Below are 20,526 nucleotides of genomic sequence, written 5' to 3'. Positions count from 1 at the left end.
ACGTATGCGTCCATTTTCTCTTTATGCAATATTGTTGATCATTGTGATAGCAGCCTGTCAGAAAGAATCACGGATGCCGATTCCTTATGACGGGGACAAAGTTGTGCTGAACAGCCTGATACAACCGGACAGTCTCATATATATACGCGTCACCAAAAGCAAGCCGGTGAAGGAATATGGTAACCTGCGGTTTCCGGAGTTGCAGGGCGCTGCAGTGGTCATACAGGAAAACGGGATGACCTTGCCTGCGCCGGAGTGGCGGGTGATCAATGGGAGAGGATATTATGTATCACAGGGAGTGGCAGGGACCGGAAAACAATATACGGTGAGCGTGAGTTATACCGGTCTGACGAGTGTTGAGGCAACCGATAGTACGCCGTCTGCACCTGATATCAGGGATGCATCCGCACAAATAGCCTCCAACAGGATAAAGTTCTCCCTGAAAGATAATATCGCAGAAAAGAATTATTACAGGATCCGTGTATATAATGCAGATACCGTAAATGGACAGATCGTACCCCTGAAGCGGGATACGGTAAAATTCCGCCTGGACCCATTGTTCAACAATAGCTTCATTGATGTTATCGGTAATGCGTATTACAGTGAAGTACTGCTGACTGATGACCGGATCAATGGAAAAGATGTCCTCTTCGTGTTGCAGACAAGCAAAGAAGTGACAGCTTCTCACATGATCGTGGAAGTCAGCGGGTTGACCAGAGGAGCCTACAAATACCTTGATGGAACATATTCGCAACGATTGGAGGAGCGGCTGGATTTTTCAATGGATCCGGTGAACGTCTATTCCAATGTGGAGAACGGATATGGCATCTTGGGAGGGGTGAACGCCAAAAGGCTTTCATTCTCAGTAGAGTAGTACAGCGGCTATTTTTCTATCTGGTACTTCAGTATGATATCGTTCAGTTTACACGACAGTTTCACACATTCTGAAATAATGGTGTTTTCAAGTTCTGTGTATCCGGCCGATTCAAGGTGATATATCTGCGGGTAAACGGATGACATCAGTTCTCTGGCAGCTGATATTAGTCCATCCTGCAGATTCACAAGTTGTTGTTGTTCCTGCATCGCACTCTGATAGTATGGCGATAGTGGATTCAGTATTTCATCCCAATCCATGGGTTTAAAGTTTTTCCGGTGATAGGTAATGTATATTTAACAATGGCAGAAACCATTTAGTTTAACCCCCTCACGAACTTCCCACATGAAACATTGAAAGGCGTAAATATTTCCTTTTGCGTAAAGATTGTCATAAAATTTTCCCGATCCGATTAGTTTGTTACATTTCTATGACATAGATTTGCATCACTCAATTACTCCGCCGCACCTGTCAGTCTATTGCTGATATATCCCTATATATCATTCTCGGCTGACTACACTTTTAATTTTAGTTACTGGTAAAACTGTACCGGACAGCTGTGAAGTTCCGTAATGGCCTCATTGTGCCAATACCTGACTTCCCGGTATCCTGTATGCGATAACTTATTCAAAGTTCTTGCCTGAGCATGGCGGAGTAAAAATGCTTATGGTAAGCGATGGTTGGCCCAAACCCCGGGTAGGGTCAACCATTCATTTCTTCTTTTCAACACTATTTATTGTCATTCTTACTTTAATCAGATTATGATGAATCATATAAGGATACGGTCATTGATCGTGTCATTGGCTGTCTGCCTGTTGGCAGCGATGAATGTTAGCGCGCAACAGGGATCTAAACGCATTGTATCCCTGAACGGGGCTGTTACCGAGATTGTATGTGCGTTAGGATTTGAGAGTGCCCTGGTGGGGGTGGATGTAACGAGTACTTATCCTGCCAGCATGAAGCAGGTAGCAAAAGTGGGCCATAACAGGAACATTTCTGCGGAGCCTGTACTGGCATTACAGCCAGACCTGATCCTGGCTACTGACAATTTTATTCAACCGGCAGTGATCGAACAATTCAAAAGTGTGGGTGTCAAGACGGTGTTGATGAAACAGGATTTCTCTGTGGCCGGAACAAAAAAACTGATCACAGAAGTAGCTGCTGCGCTGAAAGTGCCGGAGAAAGGCGCTGCCCTGGTAAAACAACTGGATAAAGAGCAGCAGGCATTACATATAAAGGCACAACCTAAAAAAGTATTGTTCATCTACGCCCGTGGTGCGGGTACAATGATGGTAGCAGGTAAAGAAACGCCGCTCGATAAAATTATCGCGCTTGCTGGTGCACAGAACGCAGCTACCGGGTTCAATGATTTCAAACCATTGACACCTGAAGCGTTGGTGACTGCCAATCCGGATGTGATCCTCATGTTTGACGACGGATTAAAAAGCATGGGCGGTGTGGATGGCCTGCTGAAAGTACAGGGCATTGCACAGACAACAGCAGGCAAACAAAAGAAGGTGATCGTAATGGATGGTCAGCTGCTGACGGGTTTCGGACCGCGCGTAATACAGGCTGTGCAGGAACTGGCAGGAAAGTTGAATTCCTGAGAACTGCATCTGACTCCATAAGAGAGAGTGTGTTTAGGATATGTCCGATGAATGAATAAATGCCAATGAATATAGCAAACATAAAACGCGTCAGCAGTATCACCATATTGAGTGTGTTGCTCATCATAGTGATACTGCTGGCAACCGGTACAGGCGCCATGCATATATCTGCGATGCAGGTACTTGCGATCCTGCTGGATAAGGCAGGCATCCACCTGCCTGTAGCCTATGAAGAGAATATGCCCGGCGTACTGTGGATGATCCGCCTGCCGAGGGTGATGCTGGGTGCATTAATAGGCGCGGGACTTGGTGTGGCAGGGGCATCACTGCAGGGTTTGTTCCGGAATCCGCTGGCAGATCCGGGCCTGATCGGTATCAGTTCCGGTGCTTCGATGGCAGCGGTGGTGATGATCATCGTACAAAGTGCATTGCCTGTATTTGAGCAGGCGCCGGTATTGAATTTTTATGCATTGAACCTGGCGGCATTTGCAGGAGCGGTCATTACTACTTTGTTTATTTTCCGCATTGCCCGTACGGGCGGACAGGCTGCTATTTCCACAATGCTGCTGGCGGGTATTGCCGTAAGAGCATTGTGTGAATCTGTTACTGGCCTGATGACTTACCTGGCCAACAATGAACAATTACGCAGTATCACTTTCTGGTCGCTCGGCAGCCTGGGAGGTGCCAGCTGGCAGACAGTATCAGGGGTAGCGCCTTTCGTTATCATTCCGCTGATCATGCTGCCCCGCCTGGCGCCAGCACTGAACCTGCTGGCCCTGGGTGAAAGGGAAGCCATGCATAGTGGTGTGCGGGTACCGAGGCTGAAATCGCTGCTGATCATCTTTGCAACGATGGCAGTCGCGGCAGGCGTGGCGGTAGCAGGCATCATCGGATTTATAGGTCTGATCGTACCACATATCGTACGTCAATTTACCGGACCTGATTACAGCATATTAATACCGGGTGCTGCACTGTCTGGCGCAGTACTGCTGACTGTTGCAGACCTCTTGTGCCGTACCATTGTAGCACCTGCGGAATTGCCGGTAGGAATTATCACCGCTGTAATAGGCGCACCATTTTTCCTCTGGCTTATTATCAAAGAAAAAAGGACCATACCTGCATGATGTTGTGCGTAAAAGATATTTCGCTTTCACTCGGTAAAATGAAGATCCTGGAAGGCGTTAACCTGGAAGCAGAAGCCGGAGAACTGTGCGTGATCATGGGCGCCAATGGCGCAGGAAAATCGACATTGCTGAAAGTAATAGCGGGGGAATACATGCAATACCGGGGTAGTGTAATGATCGGAGGAGAGGAACTAAAGACATTGCCGGTAACAGCGCAGGCCCGCACAAGGGCAGTGTTGTCACAACAATTGACTTTAAATCAGCCATTCACTGTGGCAGAGGTCGTAAGTATGGGCCGTTATGTCTATAATGCCCATCTTTCTGCTGCAGACAAAGAGATCATTAGTTACACCTTAAAGGTGATGCAGGTACATAACCTGCGCGACAGAACATACCCGACATTATCGGGAGGACAAAAGCAGCGTGTACAAATGGCGCGTGTGCTCGCACAATTGCTGGAGGCACCCGATCTGCAGGCTACCAACTATGCCGGCAGGAAAATGTTGCTGCTGGATGAACCGGTAACGGGAATGGATATCCTGCATCAGCAGTTGTCATTACAACTGGCCTCCGCGCTGGCCGCCAGTGGTGTACTGGTCGTAGCCGTGCTGCACGACTTTCAGCTGGCTGCCGCTTATGCCACTAAGCTGCTGATGTTGAAGGATGGCAGGGTATATGCGCAGGGAACTGTGGAAGAGATCTTCACGTCAGCTCATATTAAAAACTGTTTCGGTGTGGATGCAGCTGTGTTGGCACATCCTCACTGTCATTATCCGCTGGTGGTTACCGCCGCTGCCGGTGGCTTATTTCAATCACCTGCCGCAAAGGCATTAAAAGTATTGTAAAAATGAACGCAACTCTGACAACTTTAAAAGAACAATGGCTGGCCTTTCGTGAACAACATCCGAAAACAAGGATCCGTGATGCTGCCAGGCAGTTACAGGTCAGTGAAGGACAGCTGGTGGCTGCGTGCACCGGTGGTACTGTAAAACATCTGAAGAATGAGTTTCCTGCCCTGATACAGGCTATGCCTGCCCTTGGAAAGGTGATGGTGCTGACGCGCAATGAAAACTGTGTAATAGAACGTAAAGGTGTCTTTGAAACAGTGGATACCGGAAATAAACATGTAGGCACTGTGCTGGGAAAAGATATTGACCTGCGTATGTTTTTCTCCCGCTGGAAATATGGCTTTGCCGTGGAAACAGACGATAGCATTGGCTTCAAAAAATCTCTCCAGATATTTGATGCACAAGGAACTGCCATCATAAAGATCTATGCGGTAGAACAAACCAACCTTGCTGCCTGGGATGCAGTGGTTGCCAGCTTTACTGCGGCAGAACAGCCTGCTGTTATTAAAGTAACGCCCGATCTCCCTGCTCCGGTGTACGTTGAGAAAGAGGCTGATAAGGAAGCTTTTCTTCAGGGCTGGGCTGCATTACAGGATACGCATGATTTCTTCCCCCTGCTTATGAAACATAAGCTGTCCAGGGTGCGGGCGCTGGAACTGGCAGAAGGTAAGTATACTCGCCGCATCAGCAATGATTGTGTAAAAACATTGTTGGAAAAGGCTGCTGCTACCGGGTTGGAGATGATGGTGTTCGTAGGTAATCCGGGTAATATTGAAATCCATACAGGGCCTGTGCAGAAGATCGTGGCCATTCCTAACTGGATCAATGTAATGGATGAGGACTTCAATCTTCATCTTAAAACCGATGTTATTACACAATGTTGGGTAGTGGAGAAGCCTTCTGTGGATGGCATTGTAACGTCAGTAGAAGTGTTTGACGATGCAGAAGAGATGATTGCTCAATTTTTCGGTAAGCGTAAGCCGGGTAATCCGGAGCTGGTGGAATGGCGCGCGCTGGCGGCGGAGTTGTAGTGAAAGATGAATGTTGTACAACGCTTCCTCGGGAGTGCCTTGTGTGTAACCTGGTGCCATCATCATTCAATATTGAACGGATTAAATGCATTTGTATTTAATCCGTTTTTGTTTGTGGTATAGTCATGATATGACGATGAAAACTCTATCAGCCATGGGCTTCATCCACCGCCGTCACTGCTAAGATTGAACGTTCCAGTGCAAGGCCTGAATTGGCGCATTGTGCTACCCCGTTATCTATCCCGATATTTTCCCTAATAGACAAATCGTTTTCCTCATTTGAGCATTCTTCCTTGTCACTACTTCCTATTTTTGAATTGCGTAAAGAGTGATTGATATATCATGCTGCAGGCATCCATTGTTTGTCAGCTCCCAAAAATATTTTTACTATCCTCAGAAACTTTCTGCGAAGTCATTCTCAATGCCGGTCAGCATTACAGACAGGCCGCTGACCAGGCAGGCCGGATATTTCCAGCACAGCGCTCCGGATGGAGTGCTGTGATTCTACCGAACCCATAAACAAAAAAGTATGTGCGATATCAGAACACTGTGCAGGAAGGACCAAGCCCACATCAGCCATTGTGTGAATTGCCAGACAGTTTATATCTGGCATAATAACCTGGTCCTGAACTTCACACCACAGGATTTTCAACTATTCTACGAAACATTGGAGCATCAGAATTTCTACGATTGCTGTATGCTATTTCCGGATGGAGAAGAGCGTGTAGTTGTACACTCTCCCTGCCGGGATATCAGTTTTACTTTCAACCGGCAGGAATGGCTGAATATGAAAGAAGCGATGAGCGAAGCCATATTACTGCAACAGGTATATGAACTGATCAGGTAGATTTTCCTTTTCGCGTAAATCATTTTCCTGAATCGATAAACTTATTTGTCCGCTACATGCTTTCTTTGCATGTATTATTACTCCGCCAATATTATACAATAGCTACATTCTCCGCTGTAGTTCGTGTAATACCATAACATATTTTATTTAACACAGGTAATGCATCCGCATAGGTCGCCGTATTGTCTTATTCAAATATTGCGACAGGGGATCTTTTGTTCTAACAACTCTGAGGGGTTAACGCTACTATACTTTATGAGGTCACATCTTACAGTGCTGGGACTTTCTATTGCATTGTGCAACGGCGCATGGGCGCAGTCAGTCGCACCGGCTACCGTTATAGCTGATTCAGTACGTTTGCGTGACGTAGTGGTAACAGGGCAATATACCCCGCAGTCATTGAAACAATCGGTTTACCAGGTACGGACCATTTCCGGTGAGTATATGAAATTGCGCGGCGCTACTAATGTATTGGGAGTGCTGGATAATGAACTGGGCGTGCGTTTCTCCAATGATGCCACACTGGGAGAAACAGATGTAGAAATAATGGGCATGTCCGGCACAAATGTAAAGATACTGCTGGATGGCGTGCCATTGGTTGACAGGGGCAGCACCCGGCAGAGTCTTACACAGATAGATATTAATACAATAGAAAGAATTGAAATAGTTGAGGGCCCCATGTCGGTGGTATATGGTACCGACGCATTAGCTGGCGTTATCAATATTATCACGAAGAAGTATCATGGTGGTAGTCAGTTGTCGGTTACAGCAAGAGTACAGGAAGAGACAGTTGGAAAAGAATACGCAGCATTTAGCGGTAAAGGTGTACATAATGAGAACCTGGGCTTTCAGTGGGGACATAATGGCTTCTTTGCCGGCGGTGGTATTACCCGCAATGATTTCGGTGGATGGAGTGATACACTGACAGGCAGAAAGAAAGCCTGGAAACCGAAAGATCAGCTGATGGCCAATGGTTCATTCGGGTATAGTAATGATCATCTCAAAGTATGGTACCGGCTCGATTATCTCGATGAAGATATCATCAGCAGAGGCGATATCAATTTTGACAATGGCAAGGCAACAGACCAGCATTACCTGACAGATCGCTATACGCATCAGGCGCAGGCAGTATGGCAGGTGAATAAAGCCCTGAGTGTGAATGGTACGGCTTCGTATCAGCAGTACCAAAGGGTGATACGTACTACTATCAAAGATTTTACAAACAATACGGAAGTGCTTTCTTCCGATGCAGGAGCGCAGGATGTTTCCAAATTCAATACGATCTTCTTCAGGGGAACTGCACAGTATACATTATCGCCGGTATGGTCATTTCAACCCGGTATTGAATACCGCAGGGACGGCTCCTCCGGTGAGCGGATACTGGGTACACCGGATATCAGTGATTATTCCCTGTTCTTTTCCACAGAGATTAAACCAATACGCTGGCTGAATGTGCGCCCGGGTGTAAGACTGAGTAAGAACTCCGTTTATGACGCACCACCAGTGATCCCTTCCATTAATACAAAGTTTGCGCTACGGAGTAATCTGGACCTGCGTTTATCTTATGCCCGTGGCTTCAGGGCGCCGGCACTGAGAGAACTGTACTTCTATTTCTTTGACGCCAGCCATTCTATAAAAGGGAACAGTGATCTGAAGGCAGAATATTCAAACAGTTTCACAGGATCAGTAAGCTGGCAGGCAATACAGAAAGGGCCTGTACGTGTGAATGTAACGGCAACCGGATTTTACAATGATTTCAATGACAGGATAGATGTCGCAACCATCAATGGTTCGGATACGTCTACCTATGTGAACATCAGTAAGTTTAAAACTACAGGTGGCACACTGAGTGGAGTGCTGAACTGGAAAGAGCTGCAGGTGAATGCAGGCTTCTCTTACATAGGTAGGTATAACCAGTTTGCGGACGATGAGGCGTACAATAAAACCTATCCCAGTCCGGAGTTCACCTGGACGCCGGAAGTGAATGCGAACATTACCTATCGTTTCAGGAAGATAGGGGCGGCATTGAACCTCTCTTACAAATTCAGTGGTGAACGGCCGGATTATGAAGAAGTGACCACCACGAATGCACCGGCGTTCATACATGAGGTGAGAACGGAAGCCTTTCACCAGGCAGATCTTACAGCTACGAAGAATATCACGAAGTATGTGGCTGTCAATGCAGGCGTCAGGAACCTTTTTGATAATACCAATATCCGCAATTCAACATTGACCAGCGGACAGGCACACGCGACGGGAGGCATTTTGCCGATGTGGTATGGCCGCTCTTACTTCGCAGGAATAAGCTTTAACTGGAACAGCAGAAAATAATTATTGATTAAATAAATACAATACAAAAACAAAAGATGGCTATGAAATTAAGCAGACTTTTTCTCGTACTTGCTATAGGAACAGGATTATTCAGTGCATGTAGTAAAGACGAGGATAACACCGTGGTAATACCTCCTTCAGACGGTTCGCAACTGACCCTGAATGGCGGCGGTGGTACAGGCTCCCCTAATACCGTTTATGTAGACTTCAGTTCAGACTCTGCCTCCGCAAGAGCACGTGCCAGCTGGTCGCTCGGCTTTTATAGCGGGTCATCATACCGTGTTATACTCAATAGCTTTACTGCCATGAGCGCTGTAGCCCTGAGTAAAACAGATATCAATACTGTAAACATTGACGATACTGCAGGTGTGAGCCTCGCTATCGGCCAGGGCGCAGGTACACTGAGCATGATCGACGATGTATTTGGCGACCTGACTAAAACTGCGATCGCTGAAGTATCTGCTACTGCATCGGCCAATCATGTCTACCTGGTGAAACCAGAGAACGCCTCAGCCGCAGATCCTGCTACCTGGTATAAGATCCTTGTTACGCGCAATGGAGACGGTTATACTTTGCAGTATGCAAAGCTGAAAGAGACGACTATCAAATCTGTGAATATCAGCAAGGACAATAAGTACAACTTTATCTTCTTCTCACTGGACAATAGCGCTACTGTAAATGTAGAGCCTAAGAAAACTGAGTGGGACATTGCCTGGTCTTATGCAGCTTACTATACAGCTACCATTCCTTACTTCTTCTCTGACTTTGTAGTGATCAACCAGTATGCTGGTGTGACAGCTGCAAAGGTAGACAGCACTATAGTAAGCTATAACAATTTCACAGCAGACAATATCGCTGCACAGACCTTTGTTACTACACGCGATGCTATCGGCAGCAGCTGGAGAGCTACGACAGGTAATGGTATCTACAAAAACTTCTATTACATCGTAAAGGATGCCAATGGCAATTACTATAAACTGAAATTCGTCAGCATGGGTCTGAATGACGGAGGTACCAGAGGATACCCTGTTATTGAGTACAAACTGGTGAAATCGGCCAGCTAAAAGCAACTTTTATTCGTACCAGCATTTCAACCAATGTATACCGGAAAGGAACTGTGCATTACTATCATACTATTGTGTACCGGCGCCTATAAGGCCACGGCACAGACTGATACTGCCACTAAGGCGAAAGCCCTGCGCGGAGTGGAAGTAAAGGCTGTACGCCTGGAAACGCTCACCAGTAAAGCGGCCATGCCGGTAACGGTCATCACCAGGAAAACGCTGGACATGATGGGTAGTCGCCGGCTGGATGAAGTAATGCGGGAACAGACCGGTGTCAACATCGTCAATGACATTGCTGCTGGTTCACGCGCTATAGGGATGCAGATGCAGGGATTCAGTTCCGACTATATCCTGATCCTGATAGACGGACAACCGATGATCGGAAGAAATGCGGGGAACTTTGATCTGTCACGTATCACCGTGTCAGACATTGAACGGATAGAGATTGTGAAGGGCGCTTCTTCCAGCTTATTTGGAAGTGAAGCCCTGGGAGGAGTGGTGAACATCATTACGCGGCAGAAGATCACATCGCCGCAGGCACAGGCGATAGTGCGCTACGGTTCACAAAATACGCAGGATGCCACAGTGGAAGGAGAGATGCCTTTTGCGAAAGAGAAGGCCTCCCTTTCATTGTCCGGCAACTATTATCATACGGATGGATATAATGTAAACAGCTATCTGCGCAGAGGGGCTACTGCACCACCATACGACAGCTATAGTATGCAGGGACGTTTGCGCTATCGCATCAGTAACAGTCAGCAGTTGTTTCTCTCCGGCAGATGGGCTTTACGTAATTCACTGAATGAATCAGTGTATGGCACTGGTCAGATGGAAAACAGTACAAAGGATGTGTTGAGTGAAAGTGATGTGAATGCATCTGCAGTGCTGCAGTCAGCTTTTACGGGCAAGTTCCGGCTCAATAGCCAATACTATCTTACCCGCTACAGTTCCAGCCAGGATGTAAGCACAGGCAAACAGGCAACGCTGAAGGAGAATGAATTTACACAATACTTCCACCGCTTTGAAGAACAGGTGTTGTATACGCCTGCCGATAAGCTGTCCTTTACCGGCGGAGCGGGCATCAACCTGGAGCGGATGGATGATACAGAATTTCACAACGGCAATGATATGCGTAGTGAATATGCATATCTGCAGGGGGACTGGAAGATATGCAGCAAACTGACCACACGTGCCGGCCTGCGTTATGATCATCACAATTACTATGGCGGCAGGTTAAATCCAAGTGTAGGTATCAGCTATAGCATCACTGACAGGATCATATTAAAAGCGGCTGTCGGTACAGGATATAAAACGCCTGATTTTAAGAAACGCTATCAGGTCTTTACCAATCCACAGGCGGGTTACACTGTACTGGGAGTAGAAGAGGTGGCAACCACATTAGCAGAAATGCAGGCCGCAGGCCTGATCAGTGAAGTGAGGCCCGTGGCAAAAAATATCAATGCTGCGCTACAACCGGAAACATCGGTGTCTTACAATGCCGGTATCAGCGTGCAGCCACATACTGCCGTAAAGCTGGATGTGAATGTTTTCTACAATAACCTGCACAACTTCATCAATACAGTGCAGGTGGCAACAAGAACTAATTATCAGCCTGTTTATTCCTATATCAATCTTGACAGGTCTTATACTGCGGGTATAGAAGCCGGTGTGTCTGTAAGTCCTTTAACAGGACTGGACATCTCTGGAGGATACCAGCTGCTGTATGCAAAAGACAGGGGGATTATGGATTCCATTCGTGCAGGAGGCCATCCTTACAATAAAGTGAGGAACAGTAATACCGGTGAAACAACTACATCGAAAGTGAGTGACTACATCGGTCTTGAAAACAGGTCCAGGCATATGGCCAATATGCGGATATTCTATGAGTATGCGCCATGGGGCATCAACGCTACCTTCCGCGTTACCTACAGGAGTAAGGCCGGGTATGATGATGCGAACAACAACCGCTTCCTGGACCGGTACGATACATTCATAGCGGGGTATGCTATGCTATATGCATCACTCGAAAAGAAATTTTGTAAAGATCATTTATCCGTGCAGTTAACAGCGGATAACCTGATGAATTATACTGATATGCTGATGCCAGGACAACCGGGACGGATACTCATGGCCGGACTGAAATGGCGGATGTTTAAATAATAAATAGTACCATGCGACATTCAATCCATATTTGTCTGTTAACAACGATACTGTTAACCATGGCGTCCTGTAAGAAGGACGAGAATAAAGACACCAGGACGAACTATGAAGATGGCGTCAGCACAGTGATATACGACCTGGCTGGCGATACGGAAGCCTCTGTTGCGGATGGCGTGGAAGGGAAGGAGCGGCGTCCGTTCAAGCCTTTTTATTTTAAACTGAAAAGCAAGCTGCAATCGTGGGACAGCTCGGCTGCCAACAGGCAAAGCGCCAGCTGGGACATTGCATTTACGGATGTGTACAATGCACTGGTCTATGTAAATGACGGCAGCAACCCAAATGGGCCCGGATACGGCGGCCCGGGAAAAGGGCTGATCGTTGCGGTGGATTCTCCTTATTCAAAGGTTACCGTAGCACCCTCGCCCGAGGACATGAAAGAGCATAATCTGAAGTTCGCAGGATGGGATGGTTATCCGCAGGTGTATAATACAGGTTGGTACTTTTATTCACTGACCACACATCTGGCGATACCCATCAGGAACCGGACCTTCGTCATCATGACGGCAGATGGGAAATACGCCAAGCTGGAACTGATCAATGTATACCAGGGAAATCCGCCGGCAGTGACAGACCTGTACTGGCCTGCGCCTTACTTCACCTTCCGCTATTACCTGCAGGAAGATGGAAGCCGTAACCTGAGAACGCCCTGAAAGTAATTACCTGATTAAGCACATTAAACTTCTATGCAAAAGACCAATCTCTTATGCGTGGCCCTGGCCATGTTTGCCATCGCCTGCTCTAAAAGTGATACTGATACACCGGATGTAAATCCTCCGGAAGACACAGCCACCGTGGATGTAAAGACAGGCGTATACACCATGGTGAACCTTGCTGCTGATACCAACGCTACTTCCGGCGCTGCTGCAAAAGCATTCTACTATAGCCTGGAAGATCAGAAGACCATTCCGGCATCGCAGGTACAGACGGCCAACTGGGATATTGCCTTCACGGGTACATACAACAGTACTATCCTTATCAATAACGGAAAGGCAAAGTATTCGCCTGGTTACGGCGGGCCTGGAGTGGGAGGGATCTACCTGGTGAAAGATGCTGCCATCGATGCGGAGTATTATGTTGGTCCGCAGAAGCCGTTCAAGGCTATTCCTGCCCGCCGGCTGTTCGACAGTGCATTTGCGCATGTGAAAACGGTACCGGTCAGCGACGATCAGTTGCTTACTAACGATGGTATCGGGCTGGATTACTTTGGTCCGAGTACAGACGGATGGGCTTTTTACGACTTTTACGGTTTACAGTTCCCGGATGCGAATCCGGACAGTGTAGCGCATATCTGCTATAGTATGCCGCGTACGCTGATTATAAAAACGGCGAAGGGACATTACGCCAAGATGGTGATCTATAGTATTTACAAGGGAGCACCAGACCTACCTACACGCTCGAACAAGCCAGGCTTTGTGACGTTTAAGTACGCCATTCAGAAAGATGGCAGCAAACAGCTGGACCTGAAATAATCATTCTCAATATATACCCGCAATGAAGATCAAACACCTGCTACTGCAGGCGCTACCGGCAATAATGCTGGCGGCCGCCTGTAAAGAAACGGAAACAATTGAAGTGCCGGCCCAGGCTTCCAACAGGATACTTTCCTACAAGATCACCAATGTGCCGGAAGAGCTTGTATATGGGGCTGTAAATGACGATAAAGGTACGATCACCGTCATTCTTCCATACTATTACTATCTGACCACTATACAGCCTGAAATCACCGTTTCTGAGGGCGCAACTGTAAGTCCTGCCAGCGGCGTGCTGATAGACAGCATTACGAAGAAGCTGACCGAAGGAGTGAATATTGAATATATAGTGACCGGAAAAGATGGGAGCAAGGCAACCTATAAATTACTGCTCACCACCCAGCAGCCAGACATTACGCTGGATGAGCTGTCGCCCGACCCGGCTAATCCAACGGTATTATACCACAGCAAGCCTGCTACTTTTGAATTCAACTTCTTTGATATTACCGGTAAGAATTTTATTCCGCAGCAGGAGCTGCTGGGTATCTTCTCTACCATCAGTTATCTGAATGAGCAGGGCAATGTTGTGTACACGGCGGTGAACGGCGACAACTACACAACGAGGATAGGAGCTACCGTACCTTCTGCAGAGCAGGTGCCGGCAGGTTTATACCGGATTAAGGTAACCTCATACACCCGTTCTGCCACGATGAAGAACCCGGTAAAGATACAATCGCTCTAAGCGCTCCTTTAACAGCTAAAACAAAACGCGTACATGAAACTTTTCAATATACCTACCATGCAACTAACGGCCGCAGCTTTACTGCTATGGCTGACCATAGGCGCCTGTAGTAAGGAAACCGTGCAGGCGCCTTCTCCTTACAATGAGCTCAGGACCTTCCAGGTGGTAGCAGGTGTTGGAGACACGATCCCTGCTGCTATCAGCAATGGCAGTATTATACTGTACTGGCCTTTCGACCATCCGCTGCCCGATTCCATTGCACCATTGATCTCTATCTCTGAACGTGCAGCGGTATCGCCGGCATCGGGAGTAGGGGTAGCTTTAAAAGACAGCGTGTCTTACGTAGTTACAGCAGAAACAGGCGCTAAGGCTACCTATAAGCTACGTGTGGTGGTCAATCAGCCGGACCTGCTGATCAATGACGAAACAGATGTAGTGGGAAGGCTGGATGCTACCACAGACATTGGCGGCATTACTTATGTGATACCGGATACCACATTCACGGCCGCTTACCTCGTAACGGCATCAGGGGCAGAGACCAGGTGTGTGATCAACAGTTTTACGGAACTGGGCGCCAATGAATATTCACTCAATATCGCTACGCCTGCGGTGGATACGGGAAGTTATAAGCTGAAGATAGTGAGTGGTGCGCAGACGCTTACCAGTGAAAGGGATTATGTGAAGATCATTTATCCTTTCCCCACTGTTGAGGGAGTAACAACGGCCATCACATTAAAAAGGGGAGGAACCTTTACACTCAGCGGCGCGAATATGAGAGGAATGGTGGCCGGAAGGGCCAGGCTGACCGGCGGTCAGACGTATTATAACCTGGAGCTGGTGGAGTTTGATCTGACGAGTGTTACTTATCGTATACCGGCCGATTTTCCGCCGGGAAACTATAATCTTTTACATGCGGCGTTCCGGAACTATCTGGGAGCGACGGTATACCTGCGTGCAGGAACAATAAACCCGGTTCTGATCATTACAGAATAAATAAGCATTGTTCACGGCGGCTGCCGTCCTGGAAATGAAGAGAGCCGGACACTGGAACTGTCCGGCTCCCGGAAGATCCGGGAACAAATATCTTATCCTTAACATTTTAAAACTCTAAAAATGAAAATCTTAGACACTGCCCCCAAATCAGCAGTCAAAACTACAAAAAATATTTCTCGTTCGCTGGTTGCAATGGCGCTGGTATCAGTAGCCATTTTCTCTTCCTGCCAGAAGGAAGGCGACCAGGCAGTACCTTCACTGACAGGTGCTGACCAGACTATTGCTGCAACTAATCCCGGCACCGGCCAGACAGTTTCTTTCAACTGCGATAGTACTTATGGTACTGTAACACTGGATGCCAGCGGTGTGTATAATGTGGCGAACTTCTTCCAGGGCGTACAGGGTACAACCGGCAATCCTCCGCATGTTGCTCATTCTACTTATTATTACAGCCTTGCTGACAATGATGGCGGCTGCGATGGTTATGATCTGATCTTCAACGGTACTGCCAATGCTGATATCAGAGTGCCATCCGGTTATACTTTACAATATACCGCTTCAACCTCCTTTGCTAATGTGACTGCCAGCACTGTAGGTACTACTGTATCCGTATTCGGTTACAACCGTATCCTGATGGCTCCTCCTTCCGGCAATACAACTATCAACACTGCTCATCCGGGATGGTATAACTATGATGTGGTAAATCACATTGTATATCCTATCGCTGAATGGGGTGTGGAAGTAACCCTGATCGTAACTACCGATGCAGGTGTGAAATACAAAGTACAGTTACAGGACCTGTATTCAAACGGTACGCCAAACAGTACTGTACAGGCTAATAACTATCCTTTCTTCAAATTCCGTTACAAGAGACTTAACTAGTCCTGTACCAGGGTAGCCGCCTGAAAAAAGGAAAGGGTGCATCATAGAAATGACGCACCCTTTTTCAATTATTTACATGCATAAAGTAGCGCTTACACAGCTACTGATTTTACTGTTTTGATGATCCGCGCAGCCACTTTATATGGGTCTGCTGCAGAATTCGGGCGTCTGTCTTCCAGATAACCTTTCCAGCCTCTTTCTACAGTAGCTACAGGTATGCGGATAGAAGCGCCACGGTCAGACACGCCATAGCTGAAGTCATGGATAGACGCAGTTTCGTGCAGACCAGTCAGACGTAAATGGTTGTCAGCACCGTATACGTCGATATGTTCTTTTACAACAGGGCGGAAGGCTTCACACACTTTATCGTAGATAACTTTGTTACCAGCTGTTCTCAGCAAGGTGTTAGAGAAGTTAGCGTGCATACCGGAACCGTTCCAGTCCAGTGTACCTAATGGTTTACAATGCCAGTTGATGGAAACACCATATTTCTCACCAATTCTTTCCAGTAAATAACGGGCAATCCAGATCTGGTCACCAGCTTCTTTCGCACCTTTAGCGAAGATCTGGAATTCCCACTGGCCGGCAGCTACTTCAGCATTGATACCTTCCACGTTCAGACCTGCTTCAATGCACACGTCCAGGTGTTCTTCCACGATCTCACGTCCGAAAGCGTTGTTGGTACCTACAGAGCAGTAGTACTGACCCTGTGGGTTAGGATATCCGCCATCAGGGAAGCCGAGAGGCTTGTTGCTGGCAGGATTCCATAAGAAATACTCCTGCTCGAAACCGAACCAGAAGTCATTATCGTCATCTTCAATGGTAGCGCGGCCATTGGAAGGGTGTGGTTTACCGGAAGCATCCAGTACTTCACACATTACCAGGTACGCGTCTTTTCTCTGCGGATCTTTAACGAAGAAAACAGGTTTTAAAAGGCAGTCAGATGAACCGCCCGGAGCCTGCCTGGTTGATGAACCATCAAAACTCCACATTGGAAGGTCTTCCAGTTTGCCGCTGAAGCTCTTTTCGATTTTGGTCTTACTTCTCAGGCTTTGGGTGGGCTGATAGCCATCCAGCCAGATGTACTCAAATTTGATCATTGATTAGTCGATATTTAAGGATTATGTTCACTAATTACAAATGGTTGTCAGGAGATTGTAGACGACAATCCCTCGTGTATTTTTGTATCCCGTTTCCCCTAATGTGGTGTATAAAAGCTGGCAAATATTCGAAGTGCAAAGAAAGTTATAAATGTTGTGTTTGTCAATCCCCGGAATAAGAATTAGAAGTCCCCGAAAGTGGGGATATTAAAAATCTGGTAAACAATGCTTTAGTTATTTGTTTGAGGTGGATTAATGGTTTTTTGTCTACAATGTGATTGTATTTTGATTATATATGATCCGGCTCATATGCCACTTCTCTGCGTTTTTTCGTAATTTCATGGGATTGTACTATTCTACGGTCAACTTAAAACCTTCGCGGTGAAAAAGAATTATTCCCTAGTCCAACTTTTGTTTTTATCCTTGTTATGGTTTGCCTGTAAAAAAGATAAGCAGACAGACACACCTACCCCGCCTGCTGAAGGTTCCCGGGAGCAGTTAACAACGGACTCACTGTATCTTTATGCCAAACAGATCTACCTCTGGTATGATGCATTACCTGCAGTAGATGTTTTTAAACCCCGGCAATATGCGACTGGCGGGAATGTACTGTCCAATTATCAGCGGGAACTGTACGCTATTACACAATTCAAGACCAATCCTCTTACCGGTGAAGCCTATGAGTATTCAGGTGTTCCCGGTCATCCGAAATATTCCTTTATAACAGAAGAAAGCCTTAGTGGCGGCAGGAAGGGTGCAATTGATCTCAATGACAAAGGAGACGATCTGGGACTGGGGCTTTCCGCCTCGGGAAATGAGGTCCGTATCCGTATCGTATATCCGGCGTCTCCTGCGGCTAAAGCTGGTCTTACCCGGGGAATGAAAGTGCTGTCTATCAATGGCACCCCGGTGAATGCTTCATCTGGTGCATTCATCGAGGCGGCCCTGGACAACCCTACCGTAACAATGGCGGTTGAAAAGACGCCTGGCGTACCTGAAGTGGTCAACCTGACGAAGAGCCAGTATACATCCTCTGCGGTATTGAAAACGGCCACACTCACTGCAGGAACGCAGAAAGTCGGATACATTGCATATGGCCGTTTCTCTGCAAAGACTGTAACTAAAGCAGCTATAGACCAGGCTTTTGCCAAATTTGTGACAGATGGGGTAACCTCGCTGATAGTGGATCTGCGTTATAACGGAGGAGGTTATACAGAATCTGCTGAATATCTGGCAAATCAGATAGCACCAAATTCGCTGGATGGTAAGGTGATGTACATCGAGTACTTCAACGACTTGCTGCAGAAAGGGCAGGCGCCTATCCTGAAAGAGCAGCTGTACCGCAACAGTGCTGGCGAACCTGTGATGTGGAATGGGCACTGGGCTACTTATGCTGATCTGGATTATACCGTTGCCGGTAATACATTTAAGTTCACCAGTGATGGTTCGCTTAACTCTGTGAAACAGGTGGTATTTATTGTGAGTGGTAATACCGCCTCTGCCAGTGAACTGGTTATTAACAGCCTGAAGCCTTATATGCCGGTAAAACTGGTAGGGTCGAAGACTTACGGAAAGCCTGTAGGTTTCTTTGGTATCAAGATCGATAAGTACACCGTGTACTTGTCCAATTTTTATATGCAGAATGCCAACGGAGATGGCGATTATTTCCATGGCATGGACGTGGATATACCTGCTGAAGATGATGTCAGAAACGATTTTGGAGATCCGGGAGAAACGTGTGTAATGTCCGCGCTGAATTATATAGAAGGTCATCCATCCGGAAGGGTTGCACCGGTAGAACCAGTATTACACATGGGACCGGTATCCTTTAATGGTATGATTGAAACGAGGTTAAAACTGCGCTAATATTTCCTTATATCGTAATGTTTTTTCCCGATTTGATCTGCCTTTAGGTATACTGCTGCATACCTTTGCAACAGCTTCCTAATTAAAAGTGCTGTTTGTTAAGCCCAAATCCGACTTTCAGTCACAATAATAAAGTTTCTTTAAGTTTATAAGTCCTTAGAGGTCCCATCATCGCAGATGATGGGACCTAAGGCACAATTCCCATGCTATTGACATTTTTGCAAGTTTATTTAAGTAATTTTAGCCGTTAAATCGAAAACTGGATGATCAAAAAGGTGCTACGTAACAGGAAGTGTATACTTGTGGCAGATGATGACGCAGACGACAGGGAGCTTATAAAGGTGGCATTTGAAGAAAGTGGCGCTGATGCTGAATTGCTTTTTGTGGAGAATGGAGAAGAACTAATGTTTTATCTGAACAGGCAGGGAAAATATGCAGATGATGAAAAATACCCTTTTCCCAGTATTATATTACTTGACCTGAATATGCCCCGAAAAGACGGGCGTGAAGCTTTACGGGAAATAAAAGAACATGCCAACCTGAAATGGTTACCCATCATTATCCTGACCACCTCCACCGAAGCGAAGGATATCGCAAAATGTTATGAGCTTGGCGTAAACAGTTATACCATTAAACCGGCCAATTTCTCTGATCTTGTGGCATTTGCCCGCATGCTGCATACTTACTGGTTTACCGTCGTACAACTACCGTAGAAATCTTTCCACACGGTCCTGACGTTTATTCAGCGTAATTTTAATGACTCTTAACAACTTATAACTGTATTGTACAATGATCGAATTGTTAAGGGAACGTACGAATAAACAGCATCAGGAGCTGGAAAGTGTACTAATCCCCATTATAAAGAAGGTGAGTACGCCTGAGGAATATGTCAGGCTGCTAGAACTGTTTTACGGATATTATTATCCGCTGGAACAGCATATTGCTGCGCATATGGATATTTCCTTTCCGGGAGGATTCGAACGGAGAAGGAAGGCGCCTCTCCTGCTGGATGATATTGCCGCCATCACCGGAGGGCCTGCAGCCGAACCCTCCCTCAGTACAGACCTGCCTGAGATCACTGACAACGCCCAGGCCTTAGGTGTGATGTATGTACTGGAATACCTTACATTGGAAGGACACCTGATCTACCATCTGCTGCTGCGGAACGTACAGTCGCCGGAGTTGCCCAGGGCCATGACTTTTTTCAATGGATATGGCACTGATACGGAGTCTTACTGGGAAACATTTGCCCACTATCTTAATGGCTACCATGGTACTGAAGAACAGCGGCAAAGAATGCTGGATGCTGCCACCGACACATTCCTGAAATTTAAGGCGTGGGCCATCGCGGCACAGGCGCAACAATAAATATTCATTAAGGCTATTTACTGTTTTAAGTAAAAATTAAATCCTGACCCCACACTTTACGGGAATGCCCGGATCACACCTAAAGCCAGGCTGGTATAGCTGCAGACCTGAACATTGAATAGTTTTCACACCCCCCGGACTTCATCCCCAAACACATCGT

19 protein-coding genes are annotated in these 20,526 nt (G+C 46.8%); 17 read left to right on the top strand and 2 right to left on the bottom strand.

Annotated features, from left to right (window positions below; translation table 11 throughout):
* Positions 1 to 4: 4 nt before the first annotated feature.
* A complete protein-coding gene (locus L3C95_RS26715) occupies positions 5 to 874 on the top strand; it encodes a DUF4249 domain-containing protein (RefSeq protein ID WP_236392569.1) in 870 nt (289 codons plus the stop codon).
* Positions 875 to 882: 8 nt separating this feature from the next.
* Here the strand turns inward: L3C95_RS26715 and L3C95_RS26710 are convergent, their stop codons facing one another.
* On the bottom strand, positions 883 to 1,134 hold the full coding sequence (locus L3C95_RS26710; RefSeq protein WP_089828543.1) for a hypothetical protein: 252 nt from the start codon (positions 1,132 to 1,134) through the stop codon (positions 883 to 885).
* Positions 1,135 to 1,635: 501 nt separating this feature from the next.
* Here L3C95_RS26710 and L3C95_RS26705 point away from each other — a divergent pair.
* From L3C95_RS26705 to L3C95_RS26645, 13 genes are all read left to right on the top strand, one after another.
* Positions 1,636 to 2,481 (top strand): hemin ABC transporter substrate-binding protein, encoded by an 846-nt coding sequence (locus L3C95_RS26705; protein ID WP_236392566.1) that lies wholly within the window; start codon positions 1,636 to 1,638, stop codon positions 2,479 to 2,481.
* A gap of 65 nt (positions 2,482 to 2,546) precedes the next feature.
* Positions 2,547 to 3,605 (top strand): FecCD family ABC transporter permease, encoded by a 1,059-nt coding sequence (locus L3C95_RS26700; RefSeq protein ID WP_236392564.1) that lies wholly within the window; start codon positions 2,547 to 2,549, stop codon positions 3,603 to 3,605.
* The gene (locus L3C95_RS26695) at positions 3,602 to 4,450 is read left to right on the top strand and encodes a heme ABC transporter ATP-binding protein (protein WP_236392562.1); all 849 of its coding nucleotides are present in this window, start codon (positions 3,602 to 3,604) and stop codon (positions 4,448 to 4,450) included. The genes L3C95_RS26700 and L3C95_RS26695 overlap by 4 nt, the downstream gene beginning before the upstream one ends.
* A 2-nt stretch (positions 4,451 to 4,452) precedes the next feature.
* Complete coding sequence (locus L3C95_RS26690) at positions 4,453 to 5,484, top strand: hemin-degrading factor (protein ID WP_236392560.1); 1,032 nt, start codon at positions 4,453 to 4,455, stop codon at positions 5,482 to 5,484.
* A 529-nt stretch (positions 5,485 to 6,013) separates the two neighbouring features.
* Positions 6,014 to 6,331 (top strand): DUF6686 family protein, encoded by a 318-nt coding sequence (locus L3C95_RS26685; protein ID WP_236392558.1) that lies wholly within the window; start codon positions 6,014 to 6,016, stop codon positions 6,329 to 6,331.
* Between the two features lie 255 nt (positions 6,332 to 6,586).
* A complete protein-coding gene (locus L3C95_RS26680) occupies positions 6,587 to 8,662 on the top strand; it encodes a TonB-dependent receptor plug domain-containing protein (protein ID WP_236392556.1) in 2,076 nt (691 codons plus the stop codon).
* A gap of 41 nt (positions 8,663 to 8,703) precedes the next feature.
* On the top strand, positions 8,704 to 9,726 hold the full coding sequence (locus L3C95_RS26675) for an HmuY family protein (protein WP_236392555.1): 1,023 nt from the start codon (positions 8,704 to 8,706) through the stop codon (positions 9,724 to 9,726).
* A 33-nt stretch (positions 9,727 to 9,759) separates the two neighbouring features.
* On the top strand, positions 9,760 to 11,886 hold the full coding sequence (locus L3C95_RS26670; protein ID WP_236392554.1) for a TonB-dependent receptor plug domain-containing protein: 2,127 nt from the start codon (positions 9,760 to 9,762) through the stop codon (positions 11,884 to 11,886).
* Between the two features lie 11 nt (positions 11,887 to 11,897).
* The gene (locus L3C95_RS26665; RefSeq protein WP_236392553.1) at positions 11,898 to 12,596 is read left to right on the top strand and encodes an HmuY family protein; all 699 of its coding nucleotides are present in this window, start codon (positions 11,898 to 11,900) and stop codon (positions 12,594 to 12,596) included.
* A gap of 33 nt (positions 12,597 to 12,629) precedes the next feature.
* The gene (locus tag L3C95_RS26660) at positions 12,630 to 13,415 is read left to right on the top strand and encodes an HmuY family protein (RefSeq protein WP_236392551.1); all 786 of its coding nucleotides are present in this window, start codon (positions 12,630 to 12,632) and stop codon (positions 13,413 to 13,415) included.
* Between the two features lie 22 nt (positions 13,416 to 13,437).
* Entirely contained in the window at positions 13,438 to 14,157 is a 720-nt protein-coding gene (locus L3C95_RS26655) for a DUF5018 domain-containing protein (protein ID WP_236392548.1), read from the top strand.
* Between the two features lie 33 nt (positions 14,158 to 14,190).
* On the top strand, positions 14,191 to 15,150 hold the full coding sequence (locus L3C95_RS26650) for a hypothetical protein (protein WP_236392546.1): 960 nt from the start codon (positions 14,191 to 14,193) through the stop codon (positions 15,148 to 15,150).
* 120 nt (positions 15,151 to 15,270) lie between these two features.
* Entirely contained in the window at positions 15,271 to 16,032 is a 762-nt protein-coding gene (locus L3C95_RS26645) for a hypothetical protein (RefSeq protein ID WP_236392544.1), read from the top strand.
* Positions 16,033 to 16,124: 92 nt separating this feature from the next.
* On the opposite strand, the gene L3C95_RS26640 is transcribed toward L3C95_RS26645, so the two are convergent.
* Positions 16,125 to 17,132, bottom strand: a complete 1,008-nt coding sequence (locus L3C95_RS26640; RefSeq protein WP_236392542.1) for a glutamine synthetase beta-grasp domain-containing protein — start codon at positions 17,130 to 17,132, stop codon at positions 16,125 to 16,127.
* A 411-nt stretch (positions 17,133 to 17,543) separates the two neighbouring features.
* Here L3C95_RS26640 and L3C95_RS26635 point away from each other — a divergent pair, with 411 nt between their 5' ends.
* The 3 genes from L3C95_RS26635 to L3C95_RS26625 all read left to right on the top strand — a co-directional run bounded on the left by L3C95_RS26635 (position 17,544) and on the right by L3C95_RS26625 (position 20,366).
* Positions 17,544 to 18,998: a S41 family peptidase gene (locus L3C95_RS26635; protein ID WP_236392540.1), complete on the top strand. Its 1,455-nt coding sequence runs from the start codon at positions 17,544 to 17,546 to the stop codon at positions 18,996 to 18,998.
* Positions 18,999 to 19,261: 263 nt separating this feature from the next.
* A complete protein-coding gene (locus L3C95_RS26630) occupies positions 19,262 to 19,711 on the top strand; it encodes a response regulator (protein WP_236392538.1) in 450 nt (149 codons plus the stop codon).
* 76 nt (positions 19,712 to 19,787) lie between these two features.
* Positions 19,788 to 20,366, top strand: a complete 579-nt coding sequence (locus L3C95_RS26625) for a biliverdin-producing heme oxygenase (protein ID WP_236392535.1) — start codon at positions 19,788 to 19,790, stop codon at positions 20,364 to 20,366.
* Positions 20,367 to 20,526 lie beyond the last annotated feature (160 nt).

Origin of the sequence: Chitinophaga filiformis (genome assembly GCF_021646545.1) — a bacterium.
GTDB lineage: Bacteria > Bacteroidota > Bacteroidia > Chitinophagales > Chitinophagaceae > Chitinophaga > Chitinophaga filiformis_A.
The sequence above is the reverse complement of the archived record's forward strand: the minus strand, read 5'-3'. Positions and strand labels throughout refer to the sequence as shown.

Excerpts from the sequence above, each read along its gene's own strand:
- L3C95_RS26715 (WP_236392569.1), top strand. The coding sequence starts at position 5 with ATGCGTCCATTTTCTCTTTATGCAATATTGTTGATCATTGTGATAGCA.
- L3C95_RS26710 (WP_089828543.1), bottom strand. The coding sequence starts at position 1,134 with ATGGATTGGGATGAAATACTGAATCCACTATCGCCATACTATCAGAGT.
- L3C95_RS26705 (WP_236392566.1), top strand. The coding sequence starts at position 1,636 with ATGATGAATCATATAAGGATACGGTCATTGATCGTGTCATTGGCTGTC.
- L3C95_RS26700 (WP_236392564.1), top strand. The coding sequence starts at position 2,547 with ATGAATATAGCAAACATAAAACGCGTCAGCAGTATCACCATATTGAGT.
- L3C95_RS26695 (WP_236392562.1), top strand. The coding sequence starts at position 3,602 with ATGATGTTGTGCGTAAAAGATATTTCGCTTTCACTCGGTAAAATGAAG.
- L3C95_RS26690 (WP_236392560.1), top strand. The coding sequence starts at position 4,453 with ATGAACGCAACTCTGACAACTTTAAAAGAACAATGGCTGGCCTTTCGT.
- L3C95_RS26685 (WP_236392558.1), top strand. The coding sequence starts at position 6,014 with ATGTGCGATATCAGAACACTGTGCAGGAAGGACCAAGCCCACATCAGC.
- L3C95_RS26680 (WP_236392556.1), top strand. The coding sequence starts at position 6,587 with ATGAGGTCACATCTTACAGTGCTGGGACTTTCTATTGCATTGTGCAAC.
- L3C95_RS26675 (WP_236392555.1), top strand. The coding sequence starts at position 8,704 with ATGAAATTAAGCAGACTTTTTCTCGTACTTGCTATAGGAACAGGATTA.
- L3C95_RS26670 (WP_236392554.1), top strand. The coding sequence starts at position 9,760 with ATGTATACCGGAAAGGAACTGTGCATTACTATCATACTATTGTGTACC.
- L3C95_RS26665 (WP_236392553.1), top strand. The coding sequence starts at position 11,898 with ATGCGACATTCAATCCATATTTGTCTGTTAACAACGATACTGTTAACC.
- L3C95_RS26660 (WP_236392551.1), top strand. The coding sequence starts at position 12,630 with ATGCAAAAGACCAATCTCTTATGCGTGGCCCTGGCCATGTTTGCCATC.
- L3C95_RS26655 (WP_236392548.1), top strand. The coding sequence starts at position 13,438 with ATGAAGATCAAACACCTGCTACTGCAGGCGCTACCGGCAATAATGCTG.
- L3C95_RS26650 (WP_236392546.1), top strand. The coding sequence starts at position 14,191 with ATGAAACTTTTCAATATACCTACCATGCAACTAACGGCCGCAGCTTTA.
- L3C95_RS26645 (WP_236392544.1), top strand. The coding sequence starts at position 15,271 with ATGAAAATCTTAGACACTGCCCCCAAATCAGCAGTCAAAACTACAAAA.
- L3C95_RS26640 (WP_236392542.1), bottom strand. The coding sequence starts at position 17,132 with ATGATCAAATTTGAGTACATCTGGCTGGATGGCTATCAGCCCACCCAA.
- L3C95_RS26630 (WP_236392538.1), top strand. The coding sequence starts at position 19,262 with ATGATCAAAAAGGTGCTACGTAACAGGAAGTGTATACTTGTGGCAGAT.
- L3C95_RS26625 (WP_236392535.1), top strand. The coding sequence starts at position 19,788 with ATGATCGAATTGTTAAGGGAACGTACGAATAAACAGCATCAGGAGCTG.